This is a genomic window from Stenotrophomonas sp. PA-6-5C, from assembly GCF_021605635.1.
GTDB classification, from domain to species: domain Bacteria; phylum Pseudomonadota; class Gammaproteobacteria; order Xanthomonadales; family Xanthomonadaceae; genus Stenotrophomonas; species Stenotrophomonas lactitubi.
Genome location: NZ_WKEE01000041.1, coordinates 20,005 through 40,566, shown reverse-complemented (window position 1 = coordinate 40,566; position 20,562 = coordinate 20,005). Strand labels below are relative to the sequence as shown.

At 66.9% G+C, this 20,562-nt stretch carries 22 protein-coding genes; 7 read left to right on the top strand and 15 right to left on the bottom strand.

Annotated features, from left to right (window positions below; translation table 11 throughout):
- Positions 1-67: 67 nt before the first annotated feature.
- Positions 68-517: an azurin gene (azu, locus tag GIW57_RS16815; RefSeq protein ID WP_100554198.1), complete on the bottom strand. Its 450-nt coding sequence runs from the start codon at positions 515-517 to the stop codon at positions 68-70.
- Positions 518-639: 122 nt separating this feature from the next.
- Here azu and GIW57_RS16810 point away from each other — a divergent pair, with 122 nt between their 5' ends.
- Positions 640-1,242, top strand: a complete 603-nt coding sequence (locus tag GIW57_RS16810) for an HAD-IA family hydrolase (protein WP_236512019.1) — start codon at positions 640-642, stop codon at positions 1,240-1,242.
- 149 nt (positions 1,243-1,391) lie between these two features.
- On the opposite strand, the gene GIW57_RS16805 is transcribed toward GIW57_RS16810, so the two are convergent.
- A complete protein-coding gene (locus GIW57_RS16805) occupies positions 1,392-2,618 on the bottom strand; it encodes an acetylornithine transaminase (protein WP_100460254.1) in 1,227 nt (408 codons plus the stop codon).
- Between the two features lie 63 nt (positions 2,619-2,681).
- Here GIW57_RS16805 and GIW57_RS16800 point away from each other — a divergent pair, with 63 nt between their 5' ends.
- Positions 2,682-3,554, top strand: coding sequence for an ion transporter (locus tag GIW57_RS16800; RefSeq protein ID WP_025874187.1), 873 nt, complete (start codon positions 2,682-2,684; stop codon positions 3,552-3,554).
- 256 nt (positions 3,555-3,810) lie between these two features.
- On the opposite strand, the gene GIW57_RS16795 is transcribed toward GIW57_RS16800, so the two are convergent.
- Together GIW57_RS16795 and GIW57_RS16790 are read right to left on the bottom strand one after the other, a co-directional pair.
- Positions 3,811-4,803, bottom strand: coding sequence for a YiiG family protein (locus GIW57_RS16795; protein ID WP_236512017.1), 993 nt, complete (start codon positions 4,801-4,803; stop codon positions 3,811-3,813).
- Positions 4,804-4,895: 92 nt separating this feature from the next.
- Positions 4,896-5,714 carry an NAD(P)-dependent oxidoreductase gene (locus GIW57_RS16790; RefSeq protein WP_236512015.1) on the bottom strand — a complete coding sequence of 273 codons (819 nt, stop codon included), beginning with the start codon at positions 5,712-5,714 and terminating at the stop codon, positions 4,896-4,898.
- Between the two features lie 107 nt (positions 5,715-5,821).
- Here GIW57_RS16790 and GIW57_RS16785 point away from each other — a divergent pair, with 107 nt between their 5' ends.
- The gene (locus GIW57_RS16785) at positions 5,822-6,505 is read left to right on the top strand and encodes a hypothetical protein (RefSeq protein ID WP_236512014.1); all 684 of its coding nucleotides are present in this window, start codon (positions 5,822-5,824) and stop codon (positions 6,503-6,505) included.
- A gap of 47 nt (positions 6,506-6,552) precedes the next feature.
- Here the strand turns inward: GIW57_RS16785 and GIW57_RS16780 are convergent, their stop codons facing one another.
- Together GIW57_RS16780 and GIW57_RS16775 are read right to left on the bottom strand one after the other, a co-directional pair.
- Positions 6,553-7,041, bottom strand: a complete 489-nt coding sequence (locus GIW57_RS16780) for a DUF2867 domain-containing protein (RefSeq protein WP_236512012.1) — start codon at positions 7,039-7,041, stop codon at positions 6,553-6,555.
- Positions 7,038-7,700 carry a serine/threonine-protein kinase gene (locus GIW57_RS16775; RefSeq protein ID WP_100460259.1) on the bottom strand — a complete coding sequence of 221 codons (663 nt, stop codon included), beginning with the start codon at positions 7,698-7,700 and terminating at the stop codon, positions 7,038-7,040. Before GIW57_RS16775 ends, GIW57_RS16780 begins: the two co-directional genes overlap by 4 nt.
- A gap of 85 nt (positions 7,701-7,785) precedes the next feature.
- On the opposite strand from GIW57_RS16775, the gene GIW57_RS16770 reads away from it, so the two are divergent.
- Entirely contained in the window at positions 7,786-9,783 is a 1,998-nt protein-coding gene (locus GIW57_RS16770; RefSeq protein ID WP_099821612.1) for a bifunctional DedA family/phosphatase PAP2 family protein, read from the top strand.
- 345 nt (positions 9,784-10,128) lie between these two features.
- Here the strand turns inward: GIW57_RS16770 and GIW57_RS16765 are convergent, their stop codons facing one another.
- The 3 genes from GIW57_RS16765 to GIW57_RS16755 form a co-directional block, all read right to left on the bottom strand.
- The gene (locus GIW57_RS16765) at positions 10,129-10,707 is read right to left on the bottom strand and encodes an LON peptidase substrate-binding domain-containing protein (protein WP_236512010.1); all 579 of its coding nucleotides are present in this window, start codon (positions 10,705-10,707) and stop codon (positions 10,129-10,131) included.
- A complete protein-coding gene (gene mpl, locus GIW57_RS16760; protein ID WP_236512008.1) occupies positions 10,704-12,068 on the bottom strand; it encodes a UDP-N-acetylmuramate:L-alanyl-gamma-D-glutamyl-meso-diaminopimelate ligase in 1,365 nt (454 codons plus the stop codon). Before mpl ends, GIW57_RS16765 begins: the two co-directional genes overlap by 4 nt.
- Positions 12,069-12,396: 328 nt before the next feature.
- Complete coding sequence (locus GIW57_RS16755) at positions 12,397-12,960, bottom strand: adenylate kinase (protein WP_025874177.1); 564 nt, start codon at positions 12,958-12,960, stop codon at positions 12,397-12,399.
- Between the two features lie 136 nt (positions 12,961-13,096).
- Here GIW57_RS16755 and GIW57_RS16750 point away from each other — a divergent pair, with 136 nt between their 5' ends.
- On the top strand, positions 13,097-14,353 hold the full coding sequence (locus GIW57_RS16750) for a 6-phosphofructokinase (RefSeq protein ID WP_236512007.1): 1,257 nt from the start codon (positions 13,097-13,099) through the stop codon (positions 14,351-14,353).
- A 31-nt stretch (positions 14,354-14,384) separates the two neighbouring features.
- A complete protein-coding gene (locus GIW57_RS16745; protein WP_100460262.1) occupies positions 14,385-14,774 on the top strand; it encodes a DUF488 family protein in 390 nt (129 codons plus the stop codon).
- Positions 14,775-14,853: 79 nt separating this feature from the next.
- On the opposite strand, the gene GIW57_RS16740 is transcribed toward GIW57_RS16745, so the two are convergent.
- Positions 14,854-15,357, bottom strand: coding sequence for a hypothetical protein (locus GIW57_RS16740; protein ID WP_100460263.1), 504 nt, complete (start codon positions 15,355-15,357; stop codon positions 14,854-14,856).
- A 306-nt stretch (positions 15,358-15,663) separates the two neighbouring features.
- On the opposite strand from GIW57_RS16740, the gene GIW57_RS16735 reads away from it, so the two are divergent.
- Entirely contained in the window at positions 15,664-17,691 is a 2,028-nt protein-coding gene (locus tag GIW57_RS16735) for a sodium-translocating pyrophosphatase (RefSeq protein WP_100460264.1), read from the top strand.
- Between the two features lie 88 nt (positions 17,692-17,779).
- Here GIW57_RS16735 and GIW57_RS16730 read toward each other — a convergent pair whose 3' ends face one another.
- The 5 genes from GIW57_RS16730 to GIW57_RS16710 form a co-directional block, all read right to left on the bottom strand.
- Positions 17,780-18,085: a hypothetical protein gene (locus GIW57_RS16730; RefSeq protein WP_100460265.1), complete on the bottom strand. Its 306-nt coding sequence runs from the start codon at positions 18,083-18,085 to the stop codon at positions 17,780-17,782.
- 118 nt (positions 18,086-18,203) lie between these two features.
- Complete coding sequence (locus GIW57_RS16725; RefSeq protein ID WP_236512005.1) at positions 18,204-18,923, bottom strand: energy transducer TonB; 720 nt, start codon at positions 18,921-18,923, stop codon at positions 18,204-18,206.
- The gene (exbD, locus tag GIW57_RS16720) at positions 18,920-19,345 is read right to left on the bottom strand and encodes a TonB system transport protein ExbD (RefSeq protein WP_100460267.1); all 426 of its coding nucleotides are present in this window, start codon (positions 19,343-19,345) and stop codon (positions 18,920-18,922) included. Before exbD ends, GIW57_RS16725 begins: the two co-directional genes overlap by 4 nt.
- 8 nt (positions 19,346-19,353) lie before the next feature.
- Entirely contained in the window at positions 19,354-20,082 is a 729-nt protein-coding gene (gene exbB / locus GIW57_RS16715; protein WP_236512003.1) for a tonB-system energizer ExbB, read from the bottom strand.
- Complete coding sequence (locus tag GIW57_RS16710) at positions 20,069-20,536, bottom strand: YbaN family protein (protein WP_100460269.1); 468 nt, start codon at positions 20,534-20,536, stop codon at positions 20,069-20,071. The genes exbB and GIW57_RS16710 overlap by 14 nt, the downstream gene beginning before the upstream one ends.
- Positions 20,537-20,562: the final 26 nt, after the last annotated feature.

Below are 20,562 nucleotides of genomic sequence, written 5' to 3'. Positions count from 1 at the left end.
AGCCATGCTCGGCTTACCGCGCGGAGCGCGGAGAGCAATCGAGCATGGCTCGACTCTACCGACGGCATCAACCGAAGACGAACTTGCCCTTCATCATTGCGAAGTGGCCGGGGAACGAGCAGAAGAAGGTGTAATCACCGCCCTTCTGCAGGCCCTTCGTGGAGAAACGCACGCGGGTGGTCTCGCCACCACCGATCACCTTGGTGTGGGCCAGAACACGCTTGTCGGCCTTCGGCAGGTAGCTGTCGGCCAGGGTCATGCGCATGCCCGCCATCGCCACCGGCTGGTAGTCAGCGGTGCGGGTCAGCACCCAGTTGTGGCCCATCGCGGTGGCGGCCAGCTTGCCGGTGTGGCGCAGGGTCAGGTCCACTTCGCTGCAATCGGCGGCCACCTTGATCTCTCGGCTGCTGAAACTCATCTGGTCGGTGCTGTCGATGCTCACCGCACATACGCGCGCCATCGCCGACGGCGCCAGCATCAACGCGCCCAGTCCCACCGCTACCATCCAAGCTTTCATCATCGCGTCTCCTGCAGGTTCGATCGCCATTCTAGGCAGCGGCCTGCCGGCCCGGCTGCGACCGTGTGTCGCAGTGGTGGTCCAGGGTTTGCGCGGGGTTGCGGCAATGGCATGCTCGACCGATGCGGATCGATCTTCTCCTGCTCGATGTCGATGGCGTGCTGGTGCACTACCAGCGCGCGCAGCGCGTGCTGCATCTGGCGCAGGCGCTGAACGTGCCGACCGCGCACGTGCAGGCCGCGCTGTACGACAGCGGGCTCGAAGCGGAACACGACAGCGGTGCACTGGACGGTGCGCGCTATCTGTCCCGGCTTGGCGAACTGCTCGGCACAACGGTAACGCTGCCAACCTGGATCGCCGCACGGCACGCGGCCAGCCACCCGCAACTGCCGGTACTGCAACGGCTGCAGGCCCTGCAGGTGCCGATGGCGGTGCTGACCAACAACGGCGCCTTGATGGTGCAGGCGCTGCCGACGCTGCTGCCGCAGCTGTTTCCTGCATTGCAGGATCGCGTGTTCTGCAGCGCGGACTTCGGCCTGCGCAAACCCGCGCCGCAGGTATTCCTGCGCACGCTCGCAGCCCTCGGCGTGCCAGCGGGGCACACGCTGTTCGTCGATGACCTGTTCGCCAACGTGCGCGGTGCGCGCGCGGCGGGCCTGCACGCGGAAACCGTGCAGGACGGACGCGGACTGGGCAAGGTACTGAAGCGCTACGCGGTGCGGTGATCCGCAATTCTGTAGAGCCGAGCCCATGCTCGGCTGCCGCTGCCTGACATCGCGATGAGCCGAGCATGGGCTCGGCTCTACGGAGGTTCCGCAGCAGTAGGGTCGGATCCCTGTCCGCAGGAGAGGGATCCGACCCCGACGTCGGGGCTTCAGCGCGCGGCGACGAACGCGGCAATCGCCGCGCGCAGGCGCTTGAGGCCTTCGGCCACTTCCTCGTCGGTGATGTTCAGCGACGGCACGAAGCGCAGCACGTCCGGGCCGGCCTGCAGGGTCAACAGGCCCTGTTCGGCGGCGTGGTCGAGGATTGCCCCGGCCTGGCCAGCAAACTCCTTGCTCAGCACCGCACCCAGCATCAGGCCGCGACCGCGGACTTCGCTGAACACCTTGAATTCGTCGTTGATGCGGGCGAAGCCATCGCGCAGCGCCTTCGACTGGCGGCTGACATTGGCCGCGATCTCGGCCGAGGCCAGCTTGCGCAACGCTACGCGGGCAACGGCCGCAGCCAGCGGATTGCCGCCGAAGGTGGTGCCGTGGGCACCGAACTGCATGGTCTCGGCCACCTTCGGGCCGGCCAGCATCGCGCCGATCGGGAAACCACCACCCAGCGCCTTGGCGAGGGTCACCATGTCCGGCACCACGTCGTCCTGCCAGTGCGCGAACAAGGTACCGGTACGGCCCATGCCGGCCTGGATCTCGTCCAGCACCAGCAGTGCGTTGTGCTGGTCACACAGCTCGCGCACGCGCTTGAGGAAACCGGACTTGGCCGGCATCACCCCGCCCTCGCCCTGGATCGGCTCCAGCATCACCGCTGCCACATCCCCAGCGGCCATTGCGGTTTCCAGCTGCACCTCGTCGTTGAAGTCGATGTAGCGGAAGCCCCCCGGCAGCGGCTCGTAGCCTTCCTGGTACTTCGGCTGCGCGGTGGCGGTCACCGCACCCATGGTGCGGCCATGGAAGCTGCCGCGGAAGGTGATGATCACGCGCTTGTCGGCTGGGCGCCCCTGGCTGGAGGCCCACTTGCGGACCATCTTGATCGCCACTTCGTTGGCTTCGGCGCCGGAGTTGCACAGGAACACGCGTTCGGCGAAGCGGCTGGACTTCACCAGTTCCTCGGCCAGGTGCAGCGGCGGCGCGCTGTAGAACACGTTGCTGGTATGCCACAGCTTGCCGGCCTGTTCGACCAGCGCGGCGACCAGGTCCGGATCGTTGTGGCCCAGGCCGCACACGGCGATGCCCGCGGCCAGGTCGATGAACTCACGGCCCTGGCTGTCCCACACGCGGGCGCCCTGGCCTCGCTCCAGCACCACCTGGCGGGGCTTGTACACCGGCAGGTAGTAGTGCGACAGGGAGATCAGCGGATCGGTAGCGGCGGTCATGGCAGTCGGCAGGGTTCAGGAACGCCCATTCTCGCGCCGGAACCCGTGCGGCACAATGCACGCATGCGACCGTTTTCCGCCCCCCAGCTGAACCCCGCCACCGAGACCGGCTGGCGCCGCCGATGGTTCGACATCATCTATCGCCACGACAGCCGGCCCTCGCGCAATTTCGACCTGCTGCTGGTGTACGCGATCATCGCCAGCGTGCTGGTGGTGATGTTCGACAGCGTGCAGCGTTTCCACATCGCCCATGCCGATTGGCTGTACGTGCTGGAATGGGGCTTCACCATCCTGTTCACCGCCGAATACGTGCTGCGGCTGGTGGTGGTCAAACGCCCGCTGCGCTATGCGGTAAGCATCTGGGGCATCATCGACCTGGCCTCGATCCTGCCGACCTACCTGTCGCTGTTCATTCCCGGAGCACAGAGCCTGCTGGTGGTGCGCGCACTGCGCATCCTGCGCGTGTTCCGCATCCTCAAGCTGACCCGCTACATCGAGGAAAGCGGCGTGCTGATGCAGTCGCTGTGGCGCAGCCGTCGCAAGATCCTGCTGTTCCTGTTCACGGTGGTCACCATCACGATCATCGCCGGCACCCTGATGTACGTGATCGAGGGGCCGAATCACGGCTTCACCAGCATCCCCAGCAGCATGTACTGGGCGGTGGTGACAATGGCCACGGTCGGCTTTGGCGACATCGTGCCGCAGACCGTGCTCGGCCGCTTCGTCACCTCGGTGCTGATCCTGATCGGTTACAGCATCATCGCCGTGCCCACCGGCATCTACACCGCCGAACTGGCCAGCACCATGCGCGATGCCGAACTGGCCGCGCGCCGCGATGCACGTGGCTGTCCGCACTGTGGGCTGGAAGGCCACGAACCTGATGCACGCCACTGCCGCAAGTGTGGCGGACCGTTGCCGGATACGTTCAGCCATTGACGGCGATGCCGGCCAGCGGCCGGCACTACCAATACCTGCGCCAGTAGATCCACGCCATGCGTGGATGCAACGTGCTGCATCCACGCATGGGGTCGATCCACCGGCGCAATCCATGCCGTTGCAGGTGGTCAGCAGGTTGCTGGTGGTCAGCAGATCGTTGCAGGCCGCGACCACCCTCGACGGTATTCCTCAAGGTGCGGGGCCCCGGGGCGCCTCATCCAGCTCGTGCAGGCCTGGAAAGGCGCTGGCGTGCCGGTTACTGGCGGTTGCTCTGGAAAACGAGCGAGTTGTATTCCTGCATCAGCTTGCCGGCAGAACCACGCGGCGCCATCGAGGGCGAATCAAGCATGCGTCGTTCGAAGTCGGTGTAGGGCGTGTTGGCGCTGACGCGCTGCAGCCGCTCCTTGCCTTCACGGCGGAAGTTCTCGGCCTCGCGTTCGAAGCTGTTCCAGTCCAGCCTGCCCGGCTCCTGGTCGGCGACCTTGGCATGCGCTTCATCGGAAATGCGGTTGAAGGCATCCAGGCGTTCGCGCGCCTTGGCCTGATCGAAGTCGTCCTCGGTCATCAGCTCCACGATGGCCTTGGCTTCCAGCATCATCGCCAGACGGTAGTACTCGCGCGTGCGCCCTTCGGCCTGTTCCAGCGCTTTGAGCTGTTCGCGCTGGGCAGCGTCGTTCTGGCGCTCCAGTTCGGCGTTGAACGTTTCACTGGCAACCACGAAGTCCTTGAAGGCGGTCATCAACGGCGCGTGCAGCTGCTTGCCCTTGGCAAACCCGTCGTCTTCGTAGTCCTGACGCTCGTAGTAGTCGTGGGCTTCCTTGCTGATCGGCACCAGCGCCTTCAGCGCCTGCTGGTACTCACCTGCAGCGGCATCGAGTTCGGCAAGCGCCGGCTTGGCGGCGATCGCGTCGGTCACGGGGGCGTCGCATTGCTTCAAGTCGTAATCGCTGATCTCGAACGGCCCGTACACGTTCGTCTCGCGCCCGCTCGGGCCGGCATCCACGTCCTTGATCCAGCGCGTATAGGACTGGATGCTGCCGTGCGTTTTCGAATCAAGCGCGTTGAAGCAGCCAATGTAGGCGTTGAGCTTCGCGGTCAACTGCTGCTGGGCGTCGGCCGGCGCCGCGCTGGCCTCCGGCTTTGCGGAAGAACCCGCGCTGCCGCCGGCGGTGGGTGCCTTGTCGCCACAGGCGGCCAGGATCAACGACAACGAAGCGGCCAGCGCCGCGATGGAAAGAGTACGTGACATGGGCTCACTTCCCTGTTGAAAACGATTACATTCGAGCATTCTAGCGCAGCAGGCCGAGGGCCGCAGCCGTCGGCCTCTTTCCACCGCCGGGCTCAATCCAGGAACAGATCCGGCAGCAGCGGACGCGACACATCCACCGCATACCCCGACAGATCGGTCACGCCGGCCTCGGCCAGCACCTCGTCATCGATCAGGAAACGGCCATGGAAGCCGGCCGCTTCGCGCACCAGCACCGCATGCGCGGCATCGGCCATGATCTGCGGCGTGCGGCAGCCGCCGACGTCCACGCCGGGAATCATGTTGATCGCATCGGTAGCAATGACCGTGCGCGGCCACAACGCATTGACCGCCACGCCCTGCGGGCCGAACTCGGCAGCCAGGCCGAGGGTGACGAAGCTCATGCCCATCTTCGCCAGCGTGTAGCCGGTATGCGCGCCCCACCACTTGGGATCGAGGCTCGGCGGCGGTGCGAGGGTAAGGATGTGCGGGTTCGGCGCCTGCAGCAGGTAGGGCAGGCAGGCCTGCGCGCACAGGAAGCTGCCGCGCGAATTGACCTGCTGCATCAGGTCGAAGCGCTTCATCGGCGTGTCCAGGGTGCCGCGCAACCAGATGGCGCTGGCGTTGTTGACCAGGATGTCGATGCCACCGAAGGTGTCCACGGCGGCAGCAACGGCTGCCTGCACCTGGTCTTCTTCACGGATGTCGCACTTCAGCGCCAGGCCCTGGCCACCCGCTGCGGTCACCGCCTCGGCGGCACTGTGGATGGTGCCCGGCAGCTTCGGATTGGGCACCGACGACTTGGCGGCAATGGCGACGTTGGCGCCATCGCGCGCGGCGCGCAATGCGATCGCCAGGCCGATGCCACGCGAGGCACCGGTGATGAAAAGGGTTTTGCCCTGCAGACTGCCCACGTTCCACACTCCAGCGTATGCAATGAGCCGCTAGTATGCCGCGCCGACGCGGAGTTCACCGCACGTTGACGATACTGGCGCCCCGGTCACTGCACGAGGTCCATGCCATGCGCTGTTCCCGCCTGTTGTTGCCTGCCCTGGGCCTGGCCCTGCTCACCGCCTGCCAGGGCCGCTCACCTGAACCCGGCAGCGCGCCGGCCAAGGATGACGCCGCCAGCGTCGACAAGGCAGCTGGCGATGGCAAGCTGCGCTGGAGCGAGGCCGTTGTCTGGGATGGTGACCTCAATGCCTGCCGCCAGGGCGACAGCGCGGCCACCCGCGATTGCCTGCGTGATGCGATGCGTGCCGGCGGCGCCAGTGCCGATGCGGTCACTGCCACCGAACAGCTCTCCACCGGTGGCGAACTGGCCTACGTGACCGCCTGGCATGAACACGATGGCCTGGGCGTGGCCACCGTCGAATACCCATTCCGCGCCAACACCAATGAAGGCACACGCCTGGTCGATGCCGCAGGCAAGCGTATCGACGTGGATGCAGTGCAGCTGGACGACACGCTGCGCGCCGATCCCGGCGTGCAGGAGGTGCTGAAGGCGAACCCGCAGGCCACGCCGTTCGCGCCGGCGCAGGCCGCCGGTACCGCAGCGCTGGACGGCGGTGGCATCCGCCTGCTGTACCGCACGCCGCTGCGCGATTGCCATGCGTGCCCGGATGTGGGGCAGCTGCAGATCGGCTATGACTTCGATGGCAAGCGCAACTTCATCGGCCAGCAGGTGGTGCCGGTGACACCGTAGCAGGCCGCCGCGCCACGCCGCAACGCGCATCCACGCGTGGCGTGGATCTACCGATACCCGCGCATCTGCTTGCTCAGCAGGTGCGGCGCGATCCAGCGATGCACCGGTGCCACCGGCAGCATGTACAGGCGGCCGAACGCGTTGTGGGTGTGCACCACCGTCGCTACTTCCAGCGCATCGCCATGCCACTGCAGCGCCAGCTGCACGCGCAGATGGCGGTCGTCGTCTTCCAGCACGATGGCATCTTCGCCCAGCGCCTGCAGGGTGAAGATGCCGAGGCGTTGCCCGGGCTGTGGATCGACGGTCTGCTGCACCGCGCGCAGCGAGCCGAGATCCTTCATGCGCAGCAGCCGCATGCCACGGTTGCGCAGGCCCATCACCCCGTCGAACCAGCCCGGCACCGCCGCTGCCATATCGCGGTAGGCCTGCAGCGCCGAACGCCCGTTGCGCGGCGCCGCCTCTTGGCAGGCATGGACGAAATCGGCACCCGGCAGTTGCGAACGCAGCACACTGCCTTCGCTCAGCAGCGTGCTCACGGCTTGGGCCCCTGCCCTTCGTTGTCTTCCCAATGCAGGATGCGGCGGGTGACGAAGCGGTAGACCGGCTTGCCAGTGGCGAACCAGAGGTCGCGCACCCACGAGGTGCGCTTGAGCACGCGCTTCTCCACCGGCGTCAGCGACTCCTTGCAGTACATGCGCTTGTGCTTGAGCAGGTGGCGCAGGTCTTCGCGCGCCAGCAAGCGCATCCAGCGCGAGCGCGGGTCGCCGATCACCGCCAGCTGGAAGTCGATCAGCGCCGGGCGACCGTCTTCGGTCACCAGCCAGTTGGCTTCCTTGGCCAGGTCGTTGTGAGCCACACCACGCCGATGCAGCTGTTGCAGCAGGCGGCGGGCGGCGCGGAACCAGGCCACGTCACCGCGCGGCGGGCGCTGGTACATCGCATCGCCGGCCATGAAGCTGCGGTCGAGATGGCGGCCAGTCCAGTCCAGCAGCTGCGGCACGTCGGCCATGCCGTGGATGTGCTTCAGCGCACGCGCTTCGCGCCGCGCCAACCACCACGCTGGCAGCCGCAGCCACAGCGGCGTGGCCCCCAGATCGCGGCGCACGAAAGGGCCTTCTGGGCCCTGCACGAGGAGGATCCGGCCAAAGCTGTCGGCCTTCAGTGCATGCGTTTGTGCGTCGTTGGATACAGGCATGGCGACATTCTAGGCGATGGCGTCGGTTGCAAACGGTCACCAAGCGGCTGGGAACCAGTCACCTTCACGCCCCTATAATCGGGAAATGGACTCTTCATGGATCGACGCCACCCTCGCGTGGATTGCCGCTCATCCCGTGTTGGCGGGTGCGGTCATCTTTCTGATCGCCTTCTGCGATGCGGTCATCATTCTTGGCGCCATCGTGCCGGCGCTGCCGTTGCTGTTCGCCGTCGGCGTGTTCATCGGCCTGGGCCAGATCTCCGGGCCGTATGCGGTTGCGGCCGCGGCGCTGGGTGCGTTCGCCGGTGATGGCATCAGCTACTGGATTGGCCGGCGCTGGGGCGACCGCCTGCGTGGCGTCTGGCCGTTCAGCCGCTACCCGCAGCTGCTCGACCGGGGCGAGAACCTGTTCCGCCGCAATGCGTTCAAGAGCATCCTGATCGCCCGCTATGTCGGTGCCATCCGCCCATTCGTGCCCGCCATCGCCGGCATGATGAAGATGCCTGCCAGCCGTTACGTGCAGGCCAGTGGCATCGCCAGCATCTCCTGGGCCGTGCTGTTCCTGGCCCCGGGCTGGATCCTCGGCGAAGCCTATGACGCCGTTGCTGCGGTTGCCGGCCGGCTGGTCGTGGTGGCCGGCCTGCTGGCGGTGATCCTCAGCCTTGTCTGGGCCATCGTGCTGTACGGCTATCGCTGGTCGGCCGCGCGCATGGACAACTGGCTGGCCCGCCTGCTCGACTGGTCCAACCGGCACCCGACACTCGGTCGCTACACCGTCGGCGTGCTCGACCCGAAGCGCCGCGAATCGGTGCCGCTGGCGATGCTGGCGCTGATGCTGCTGCTGTTGGGCTGGGGCTGGTTCGCCCTGTTGACCGTGGTAGTCGCCCACGGCGAGCCCCTGGCGGTGGATCTGCTGGTGCACCAGGCAATGCTGGCCCTGCGCAATCCGCTGGCCGACTACCCGATGGCCGCCCTGGCCTCGTTGGGCGCATGGCAGGTGCTGCTGCCGGCAACCGCTGCGGCAATGGGCTACCTGGTCTGGCGCCGGCGCTGGATGGCGGCCGCCCATTGGCTGGCCGCATTGGCCTTCGGCCTGGCCCTGACCAAACTGCTCGGCGCCACCGTCGACGTGGTGCGCCCGATCGATGCCAGCAGCGGCTTCGGCTTCCCGTCGGTGTCAGTGACCATGGCCACCATCACCTTCGGCTTCTTCGCGGTGCTGATCGCCCGCGAAATGCCCGGCCGCACCCGCGTCTGGCCGTACCTGGTATCGGGCATCGTGGTCAGCCTGATCGGCTTCTCGCGCTTGTACCTGGGCGCGCACTGGCTGAGTGACGTCATCGGCGGCATGTTGTTCGGCACGTTCTGGCTGCTGGTGCTGGGCATCGCCTATCGCCGCCGCTTCAACCGCTCGTTCTGGGTGAAGCCGGTGGCCTGGCTGTTCTACGGCGTCTTCGCGGTGGCAGCGATGTGGTACGCACCGCGCAACATCGCCATCAAGCTGGAACGCTTCGAGCCGACCTTGCCGGCACCGCTGGCGATGGACGCGCAGGCCTGGTGGCAGCACGACTGGGCGAAGCTGCCTGCGCGTCGCAACGAGTTCGACGATGACCAGCGCTGGCCGCTGGATGTGCAGGTGGCCGGTCCGTTGGCGCAGCTGCAGGCGCAGCTGGAAGCGCGCGGCTGGCAGGTGCAGGCGCAGGCCGGCTGGCAGGAAGCGCTGCTGATGCTGGACAAGAACACCGGCGCCGATGAACTGCCGGTGCTGCCGGCGACCTTGGATACGCGCGTCGAAGCGCTGCTGATGGTGCGCCAGGGCGCACAGGCCGATGAGCGCTACGTACTGCGCCTGTGGCAGGCGCCAGCGCAGCTGCAGCCGGGCGACACCCCGTTGTGGCTGGGCAGCGCGCAGACCCTGCGCTACGAGCGTCACTTCCAGTGGATCGGCATGTGGCACCCGGTGCGCGGGATCGATCCGGCGTTGAACGCGGTGAAGGAAGCGGTGCAGGCGCTGCCTCAGCAGGAAGCCGTGCACCCGGAAACCGGCCTGCCGGTGCTGCGGTTGAAGACCACCGCGCCCTGATGGATCCGCCGGGCATGGCCCGGCGCTACCGCCTCCGCTCTGGTAATCGCCAACCTTGGTGGGCGCTTCGGGCAAAGGCTGCCAACCAAGGTTGGCATCTACCGGTTCTGTCCTGATGGATCCGCCGGGCATGGCCCGGCGCTACCGCCTCCGCTCTGGTAGTCGCCAACCTTGGTTGGCGCTTCGGGAAAAGGCTGCCAACCAAGGTTGGCCTCTACCGGTTCTGCCCCGCTTTGGTAGTCGCCAACCTTGGTTGGCGCTTCGGCGAAGGGTGCCAACCAAGGTTGGCATCTACCGGTTCCGTCGCGCTCTGGTAGTCGCCAACCTTGGTTGGCGTTTACCGATTTACGGCATCCAGCCCAGCAGCTGCTGCAGGCGCTGGTGCGGGTCGTCCAGCTGCAGCAGCTGCAGGCGCTGCTGTTCGCTCAGCGGCAGCAGTTCGCCCAACCGCCAGCTGACCCAGCTGGCCTGGTCCATCAAGGCCGGCGTAGCCGGTGCGAATGCCGTGCCCGCCTGCTCGATGATGTGGTCCAGTACCGTCGCCAGCAGCGCATGCTGCGGACGCAGTTCGTCATCGGGATCCTCATCGCACCAGCGCACATCGGCCACCACCAGGCCGTTGTCGCGCACGCGCGTGCGCTCGACATGGAAACGGCGGGTGCCGCGCAATCGCAGCTGCAGCACGCCATCGGCGCCGACGTCGAAATCCTCGATCTTCACCTGCACGCCGAAGGCGGCCGGCGTTGCCGGCACGCCCACTTCGTGCCCTTCCAGGATCAGGCAGACACCGAAACCTTCGCCGCTGCGGCCGGTTTCGCGGACCAGATCCAGGTAACGTGGCTCGAACACGCGCAGGCCGATGGCCGCTCCCGGAAGCAGCGTCGTATGCAGCGGGAACAGCGGCAGCGAACCCTCGCCGCTCATCGTGCCTGCAGTCCTGCAAGGAAGCGGCGCGGTGCGCCGTCGAAGCCACCGTTGGACATGAACACCACATGGTCGCCGCTGCGCACGTCGGACTGCAGCTGCGCCAACAGCGCATCGGTATCGGCCACCGCATGTGCCTGTCCACGCACTGCCGCGATCACCGCTGCCGCATCCCAGGCCAGCTCCGGGCGGTGCAGGAACACCACCTCATCGGCGAGTGCCAACGACGGTGCCAGCGCTTGTGCGTGGGCGCCCAACCGCATCGAATTGCTGCGCGGCTCCATCGCCACCACAATGCGCGCATCACCGACCTTGGCACGCAGGCCTTCGAGGGTGGTGGCAATCGCGGTCGGGTGATGGGCAAAGTCGTCGTAGACGGTGATGCCATCGTGGTTGCCGATCACTTCCATGCGGCGCTTGACGCTGCGGAAGCGCGCCAGCGCCGGGATCACCTCGGCCGGCGCGACACCCACTGCGTGCGCAGCAGCCAGTGCGGCCAGGCCATTGAGCACGTTGTGCCGGCCCAGCAGCGACCAGTGCACATCGCCCAGCGCCTGCCCGCGATGGTGGACGCGGAACGCGCTGCCATCGACGGCCAGCAGCTCGGCATGCCATTCCAACGACGGATCGAAACCGAAGCGCTCGACCGGGGTCCAGCAGCCCATCGCCAGCACTTCGGCCAGGTGCGCGTCTTCACCGTTGACGATCAGGCGGCCGCGCGACGGCACGGTACGCACCAGGTGGTGGAACTGGCGCTGGATCGCCGCCACGTCGGGGAAGATGTCGGCGTGGTCGTATTCAAGGTTGTTGAGGATCGCCACCAGCGGCCGGTAATGCACGAACTTGCTGCGCTTGTCGAAGAACGCGGTGTCGTACTCGTCGGCTTCGACGACGAACTCGCGGCCCTGGCCCAACCGGGCGGATACGCCGAAGTCCTCGGCCACGCCGCCGATCAGGAAGCCGGGGGAGCGACCGGCATTCTCCAGCAGCCAGGTCAGGATGGTGGTGGTGGTGGTCTTGCCATGGGTGCCGGCCACGGCCAGGGTGTCGCGGCCCGGCAGGACCTGCTCGGACAGCCACTGGGCGCCGGAAATGTAGCGTTGGCCGGCATCCAGGACGGCTTCCACGGCCGGGTTGCCGCGCGACAGCGCGTTGCCGATCACCACCTGCCCAGTGCCCTGCGGCACGCTGTCGGCGCGGTAGCCCTGGTCCAGGGTGATGCCCAGCTGCTCAAGCTGGGTCGACATCGGCGGATAGATGGCCTGGTCGCTGCCGCTGACCGTATGGCCCAGTTCCCGCGCCAGGGCGGCCACGCCACCCATGAAGGTGCCGGCGATTGCAAGGATATGTACGCTGCTCATGACCGGGGATTGTGACCGATCACGGCTGTATAGGGCCATTGTCGGCAGCAGGGTAAGAGAACCCCTACAGCCGCTGTGAGAAAACTCCAGCCGCATGTAAGGGAATTCCCGATAGCGATGTTCTGTGAACCCGGACACAATTCAGGATGCCAGCCGCAGTACCCGAACCGGTCCTACTCCCCAAGAGGCCATCCCCAAGGGAGCTCATGCTGTGGGGGCCCTGAGCAAGCCCTTTGCTGGCACCTATGAAACGAAACAGGCCTGATCCTCGCGGATCAGGCCTGTTTTTTTTGCGCCTGTCATGGCCGGCATCGACCGGCCAAGCGGGTCAGCGCTTGATCGCCGCCAGGATGCGGGCTTCGATCTCGTCGAGTTCGCCGACGCCATCGACGCGGGCCAGGGTGCCACGGCCAGCGTAGAAGTCGACCACCGGAGCGGTCTGCTCGGTGTAGACCTGCAGGCGCTTGCGCACCGATTCCGGATTGTCGTCGGCGCGGCCCTGCTCCTGCGCACGGCCAGCGATACGCTCGACCAGCAGTTCGGTGGCCACGTCCAGCTGCACCACGGCATCCAGCGGCTGGCCGATCTCGGCCAGCATGCCGTCCAGCGCGTTGGCCTGGGCCACATTGCGCGGATAGCCGTCAAGGATGAAGCCCTTGGCGACATCGGCCTGAGCCAGGCGCGACTTCAGCATGCCCAGCAGGATCTCATCGGACACCAGGTTGCCGGCATCCATCACCGACTTGGCCTGCTTGCCCAGCTCGGAGCCGGCGGCGATTTCCGCGCGCAGCATGTCGCCGGTGGAAATGTGGGCGATCTCGAGCTTTTCCTTCAGGCGCGTCGCCTGTGTCCCCTTGCCCGAACCGGGCGGTCCCAACAGAACCAATCGCATTGACCTGACTCCAACGTGTTGAAAATAAAGAAGGTTCGCGTCCCGGACGGTCCGGTATCGCTGCACCGCAATAGCGCCACTTTAGCGCATCCGGGTAATGTCCCTGCAATGTCCCCTCCCCCGAGCAGGTAAATGCATGCGCAATGGCACCCTCCTTTACGCCCAGTCCGGCGGCGTCACCGCCGTCATCAACGCCACTGCCGCGGCGGTGATCGAACAGGCCCGCGCCAAGGGAATCAAGGTCCTGGCCGCGCGCAACGGCATTCTCGGCGCCCTGCGCGAGGAGCTGATCGACACCAGCAAGGAGAGTGCTGCGGCCATCCGCGCCCTGGCCCACACCCCCGGCGGCGCGTTCGGCTCGTGCCGGGTCAAGCTGAAATCGCTGGAGGCCGACCGTGCCCGTTACGACCGCCTGCTGGAGGTCCTGCGCGCCCACGACGTGCGCTGGTTCCTCTACAACGGCGGCAACGACTCGGCCGACACCGCCCTGAAGGTATCGCAGCTGGCAAAAGGCTCCGGCTACGACCTGACCTGCATCGGCGTGCCCAAGACCATCGACAACGACCTGGCGGTGACCGACACCTGCCCCGGCTTCGGCTCGGCGGCCAAGTACACGGCCGTGTCCGTGCGCGAAGCGGCGTTGGACGTGGCGGCCATGGCCGAGACCTCCACCCGCGTCTTCATCTACGAGGCGATGGGCCGCCACGCCGGCTGGCTGGCCGCGGCCGCCGGCCTGGCCGGCACCGGCGAGGACGATGCCCCGCACATCATCCTGCTGCCCGAGCGCGCCTATGACGAGGCCGCGTTCCTGGCCAAGGTCAAGGCCGTGGTCGCACGCGTGGGCTACTGCGTGGTGGTGGCGTCGGAAGGTATCGCCACCGCCGATGGCCGCTTCGTCGCCGACGCCGGCGGTGGCAAGGACTCCTTCGGCCATTCGCAGCTGGGCGGCGTGGCCGCGCATCTGGCCGGGCGGGTCAAGGACCAGCTGGGGCTGAAGGTGCACTGGGCCCTGCCCGACTACCTGCAGCGATCGGCCCGCCACCTGGCCAGCAAAACCGACTGGGAACAGGCCCAGGCGGTGGGCAAGGCGGCAGTGCAGCTGGCGCTGAAGGGCCAGAACGGGGTGATGCCGGTGATCGTGCGCAGCAGCGATGCGCCGTATCGCTGGAAGATCGAGGCCGCTCCGCTGTCGAAGATCGCCAACCATGAGAAGAAGATGCCGGCCAGCTTCATCCGCCGCGATGGCTTCGGCATCACGGCCAAGGCGCGGGCCTACCTGCAGCCGTTGATCAAGGGTGAAGCACCGTTGCCCTACGGTAGCGATGGCCTGCCGAAGTACGTGACGCTGAAGAACGTCGCGGTGAAGCAGAAACTGCCAGCGTTCGAAGGCTGACCCCCTTCGTCCCCTTTTTGCGAGGAATGCCATGGCGTTGCGTGTTGTTCGACTTGGCTCACCGCGTGCGCCCGGTGAAGGCCTGCGCATCGGCACGGTGCGGCGCCCGCCACGCGGTGTGCCGCGCAGCGAGTTCGCGAAGCAGGACTGGTACGACGTCTGGTTTCCTACGCTGTCTCCCAGCGCGGAGCTGGTGAAACAGGCGCACGAGGCGAAGACCGCCGCCGACTGGACGGCGTTCTTCCGTCATTACAAAGTCGAAATGAAGGCACCCGATGCGGCGCACGCACTGGACCTGCTGGCGGCGCTGTCGCAGCACAGCGATATCGCCGTGGGCTGCTATTGCGAGGACGAGGCGCAGTGCCACCGGTCGGCACTACGCGAGCTCCTGGTCGCGCGCGGGGCGAGGCTTGCGGGTTGATCGCGGGGTTGCCGGCCAGCGGCCGGCACTACCCCGGTCTCCCATCCAGTAGATCCACGCCATGCGTGGATGCTTGGCCTCAATTGCAGGCCTTGCCTTCCATCTGCAATTGCGCGGCGAACATCGTCACCTGCGGGATCTTGCCCGCAGCGGCCTGCTTCTTGGCTTCTTCCAGATAGATGCGCGACTGTCCCTGACCATCCAGCGCCTGCGCGTTGTTCACCGGCAGACGCCACACGCGCACCACCGCCTGCTGCGCCGGGCAGGCCGCATTCGGAACCCGGATCACATCATTGAGCTTCCAGCCCTTGTCGGCGCTCGGCTGCGCCTTGGCGTAGTCGACAAAGCGGGCGCGCGGCTGGCACTGCTCGCTGGTGCGCACCGCCGAGAAACGATAGGGCTCCGCGGCCTGGCCGGTGAACGCGCCTTCCAGGCGGGCACAGGCCTCGGGAATCTGCCGCAGCGTATGCACCGCGCCGACCGCCTGCGGTGCGCCGACAGCGCGCTGCAGTTCGGGTGCTTCCGCCGCGAGAGCAGGCAGGGCCGGGGCCAGAACGGCAAGCATCAACAGGGACAGGCGCATGGGGATTCTCCGACAGGACTGCGCGCAGGCTTGCAGAGGTTGGCTTAACGGGGTGCAAAGGTGGTGATGGGGTCGACGGATATGGCGTCGATGCAGCAGCCGCTGCGCTCGCCGGGCGCGGCCCGGCGCTACCATCCGGGCGCGGGTGCACGCATACTGCGGACACCAGGGAATGCTGAACACCGCCATACGTCGGACGACCACCAAGGTCGGTACGGGTTGGTTCCAGGCTGCAGCCCGTCGTCCCCCTCGTGGTGCAGTTCATCGCCACTGGATGCTTGTCCATCCATTCTGCGGAGGGGTCTAATGCTGGAACGTCATGGGCTGTCATTGGCGCTGGGCTGCGCCATTCTCGCGATCCTGTACGGAATCGTCTCGGCGCGCTGGATCCTGCGCCAACCCACCGGCAATGAACGCATGGTCGCCATCGCCACGGCCATCCAGGAAGGCGCGCGCGCCTACCTCAACCGCCAGTACCTGACCATCGGCATCGCCGGTGTGGTGCTGTTTGTGCTGGTCGGCATCTTCCTGAGCTGGTACACCGCGATCGGCTTCGCGGTCGGTGCAGTGCTGTCCGGCGCAGCGGGCTACATCGGCATGAACGTGTCGGTGCGCGCCAACGTACGCACCGCAGAGGCCGCGCGCCATGGCATCAGTGCGGCGATGGATGTGGCCTTCCGCGGCGGTGCGATCACCGGCATGCTGGTGGTCGGCCTGGGCCTGCTCGGCGTGGCCGGCTACTACGCACTGCTGCTGCGGCTGGGCCTGCCGATGGAACAGGCACTGCATGCACTGGTCGGCCTGGCCTTCGGCTCATCGCTGATCTCGATCTTCGCGCGCCTGGGCGGCGGCATCTTCACCAAGGGGGCCGATGTCGGCGCCGATCTGGTCGGCAAGGTCGAAGCGGGCATTCCCGAGGACGACCCGCGCAACCCGGCGGTGATCGCCGACAACGTCGGTGACAACGTCGGCGACTGCGCCGGCATGGCCGCCGACCTGTTTGAGACCTATGCGGTCACCGTGATCGCCACCATGCTGCTGGGCAGCCTGATGCTGGCCGAGGCCGGCGCCAATGCGGTGCTGTATCCGCTGGTGCTGGGCGGCGTGTCGATCATCGCTTCGATCATCGGCGCGCTGTTTGTGAAGGTGAAGCCCGGCGGCTCGATCATGGGCGCGCTGTACAAGGGCGTCATTGTCTCCGGTGTCCTCGCAGCGATCGCGTTCTATCCGATCACCACAGGACTCATGGCAGACAACGTGCATGGCCCTGTCGCACTCTACGGCTGCGCATTGATCGGCCTGGTCCTGACCGGCCTGATCGTGTGGATCACCGAGTACTACACCGGCACCCAGTACAAGCCGGTGCAGCATGTGGCGCAGGCTTCGACCACCGGCCACGGCACCAACATCATCGCCGGCCTCGGCATCTCGATGAAGTCCACTGCGCTGCCGGTGATCGCCGTCTGTGTGGCGATCTGGGGCGCACACGCGCTGGCCGGTTTGTACGGCATCGCCATCGCCGCCACCGCAATGTTGTCGATGGCGGGCATGATCGTCGCACTCGATGCCTACGGGCCGATCACCGACAACGCGGGCGGCATCGCCGAGATGGCCGAACTGCCCTCGGAGATCCGCGACATCACCGATCCGCTCGATGCGGTGGGCAACACCACCAAGGCGGTGACCAAGGGCTATGCCATCGGCTCGGCAGCACTGGCCGCGCTGGTGTTGTTCGCCGACTACACGCACAACCTGCAGGCGGCCAATCCCGGCCAGGAGTTCCGCTTCGACCTCAGCGACCACACGGTGATCATCGGCCTGCTGATCGGTGGCCTGATTCCCTACCTGTTCGGCGCGATGGCGATGGAAGCGGTCGGTCGCGCGGCCGGCGCGGTGGTGGAGGAAGTGCGGCGGCAGTTCCGCGAGATCCCCGGCATCATGCAGGGCACCGCCAAGCCGCAGTACGACAAGGCGGTGGACATGCTGACCCGCTCGGCGATCCGCGAAATGATCGTACCGTCGCTGCTGCCGGTGGCGGTGCCGGTGGTGGTCGGCCTGCTGCTGGGGCCACGCGCGCTGGGCGGCCTGCTGATCGGCACGATCGTCACCGGCCTGTTCGTGGCCATTTCGATGACCACCGGCGGCGGTGCCTGGGACAACGCCAAGAAGTACATCGAGGATGGCCACTTCGGCGGCAAGGGCAGCGAAGCGCACAAGGCAGCGGTGACCGGCGACACCGTGGGTGATCCGTACAAGGACACCGCCGGGCCGGCGATCAATCCGCTGATCAAGATCATCAACATCGTGGCGTTGTTGCTGGTGCCGCTGTTGTAGGTTGCGCGCCCCGCCCGGGGCGATGGTTCCCGGTAGATCCACGCCAAGCGTGGATGAGCAGAGGCCGTAGAGTCGAGCAGACCCGACTCTACGGCCGCGCCCACCGCAACCGATGGACCGCAAGCAGCACCGCTGCGATCACCCAGCAGGCGTAGATCGGTCGGTTCCAGCCGTCGAAGGTGCTGAGCGGACTGCCAATGAAGGCAAGCGAGGCCAGCCATGCACAGACCACGCCAGGCAAGCGCACGCCTCGCCAGATGCAGAATGCAGCGAACACCAGCAAGGGCCAGGCAAGAATGACGGCCGGGGTGAACGGTGCCAGTGAAAGGAGCGCCACGCATGCAGCAAGGACCACGCTGCACCAGGCCAGTACCCGCAACGTCCGTATCGCCATTCCAGCCTCCCCTCTTCCAATGTGGGTCGTGCACCAGCATAACATCTGGGGGCAGCAGTGAATTCCCGATTGCGTCCAGAGTCCTTTCCTGCGGAAAGGTACCCGGCGCCGCTGCCGATCACCGCCCGCGCAGGAAGAACGCCACCGGTACCATCACGTCCACCGGGTCGCCGGCCACATCGGCCGGCGGCGCCGGCACCGGGCTGGCCCGCTGCACGGTGTCCAGTGTCTCCTGGTCGAGCAGTGCGAAGCCGCTGCTGCGCTCGATGCGCGGTGCCGACACGCGGCCGTCGCGGGCAACCGCAAAGCGCACGTAGGCGACGCCCTGCTGGCGCAACCGTTCGGACTGGCGTGGATAACGCCGATGCTGTTGCAGGTGTCCCAGCAGCAACCCCTGCCAGGTGGCGTTGGCACTGCTGCGTTCGCCAGCCGTGGTACGCGGTGCAGCGTAACGTGCTGCTGCCTGTGCAGGAACGTCCGGCGGCGCCAGCGTGCGATCGACGTTGGCGTCCGCAGCTTCCTCTGTCGGCTTCGCAGGTGGCTCGAGCGGGGCCGCAAGTTCCCCTTGTGGCAGCGTCGGCGCTTTGATCTGTTCGTGCTGCTTCGGCACGGTCACGCGCCGCTGCTGCTCCTGCTGCAATGGTCCGGCGGGCAGCGCGCGCGGCGGTACCAGCGGCGCCTGCGCGGCGGGAGCCAACTCCAGCATCAAGGCGGCAGGAGGCGCCACCGCCACGACTGGCGGCATGCGCGACGCCCACCACCACAGCGTACCGATCAGCACCGCATGTGCCAGCAGCACGATCGCCAGGCTGGTCGCCCAGCGCTGCAGCCCGCTCATCGAGCGCCCTGCTCCAACCCGACCAGGGCAACCTTCAGGTAACCGGCACTGCGCATTGCGTCCAGCGTCGCCATCAGGTCTCCATAGGAGACGCGCTGATCGGCACGCAGATAGAGGCGCTGCGACGTATCGCCATGCGTTGCCGAGCGCAGCGCAGTGGCGAGGCCATCGCGTGCCACCGGCGCCTCGCCCACCCGCAGCGACAGGTCGGCCTGCACGGTCACATACACCGGCGCATTTTCTGCCGGCGTCGCCTGCGCACCGCTGGCGGGGAGCTGTACCGGCACCGACACCGTAGCCAGCGGCGCGGCCACCATGAAGATGATCAACAGCACCAGCATCACGTCGATGAAGGGCGTGACATTGATCTCGTGGGCTTCTTCCGGGGTGTCATCGCGTCCGGATGCGGTCCTGATCGCCATGGTGCGCCTCAGTTCACTGCACGCAGCGTGCCTGCCGGCGCACGGCGTGCAGCCCGATCCAGATCACGCGACACCAGTTGCTGCACAGCTGCGGACAGATCGCCCAGCAGGCCGCGCAGGCCCGCCAGCACCCGGGTGAAGTGGTTGTAGACCAGCACCGCCGGGATCGCTGCGACCAGACCGAGCGCGGTAGCCAGCAGCGCCTCGGCAATGCCTGGCGCAACCACGGCAAGGTTGGTGGTGTTGCTGTGGGCGATGCCGATGAAGCTGTTCATGATGCCCCACACGGTGCCGAACAGGCCCACGAACGGCGCCACTGCGCCAATGCTGGCAAGCACGCCGATGCCACGACGCTGGTTGCGTGCGGTCTCCAGTTCCAGACGCTCCAGTCGTGACGCCACCCGGTCCTTGATCCCCTCACGATGATCGAGTTCCTGCGACAGATGCAGCTCGGTGCGCGCAGCATCCAGCATGGCGGCGACGATGCTCTGTTGCAGTGCGGGCTCGCCGCCTGCGTCCGGCAGGCTGGGTGCCGACAGCAGCAGGCTTCGCGCGAGGCGCAAGGCGCGCGCCTGTCGGGCCAGTTCCCAGCCCTTGGCCAGCAGCACGGTCCAGGTGGCCAGCGAGGCTACAGCCAGGGCAATCATCACGCCCTTCACCACCACATCGGCAGCCAGGTACATGCCCCAGGGGGTCAGTGCGGGGGCGGCCATGGGCGCCAGATCAGCAGGCAGCATCGTCAGAGGTTCCATTGGAATCGGAAGAGATGGCGCGACGGCGGGCAGCGCGCGGATCGGCGGCATCGTCCACGCCCACCAGCGACGCAGGATCGAAACGTGGCGCCGGTCGACTCAGGACATAGCCGGCACTGACCGCAAAGAACAGGCCAACGCCCAGCAGCAGGCGCCAGGACGGGTGTGCGCCCCAGCAGAACATCGCAAATCCCACCGCCATGCCCGCGCTGGCAAACGCCTTGCCCTTGCGCGATACCGCGCCCTGCTCACGCCACAGGCGCAGCGACGGGCCGTAGCGCGGATGGGAAAGCAGCCGCTGTTCGAACCTGGGCGAACTGCGCGCGAAGCAGCCCACCGCCAGGATCAGGAAGATGGTGGTCGGCATGACCGGCAGCAGCGCGCCGATCACTCCCAGCGCGACCATCAGCCAGCCGAGCGCGAACCAGAGCCAGCGCATCAATCGCGCGCCAGCACGCGGTGCAG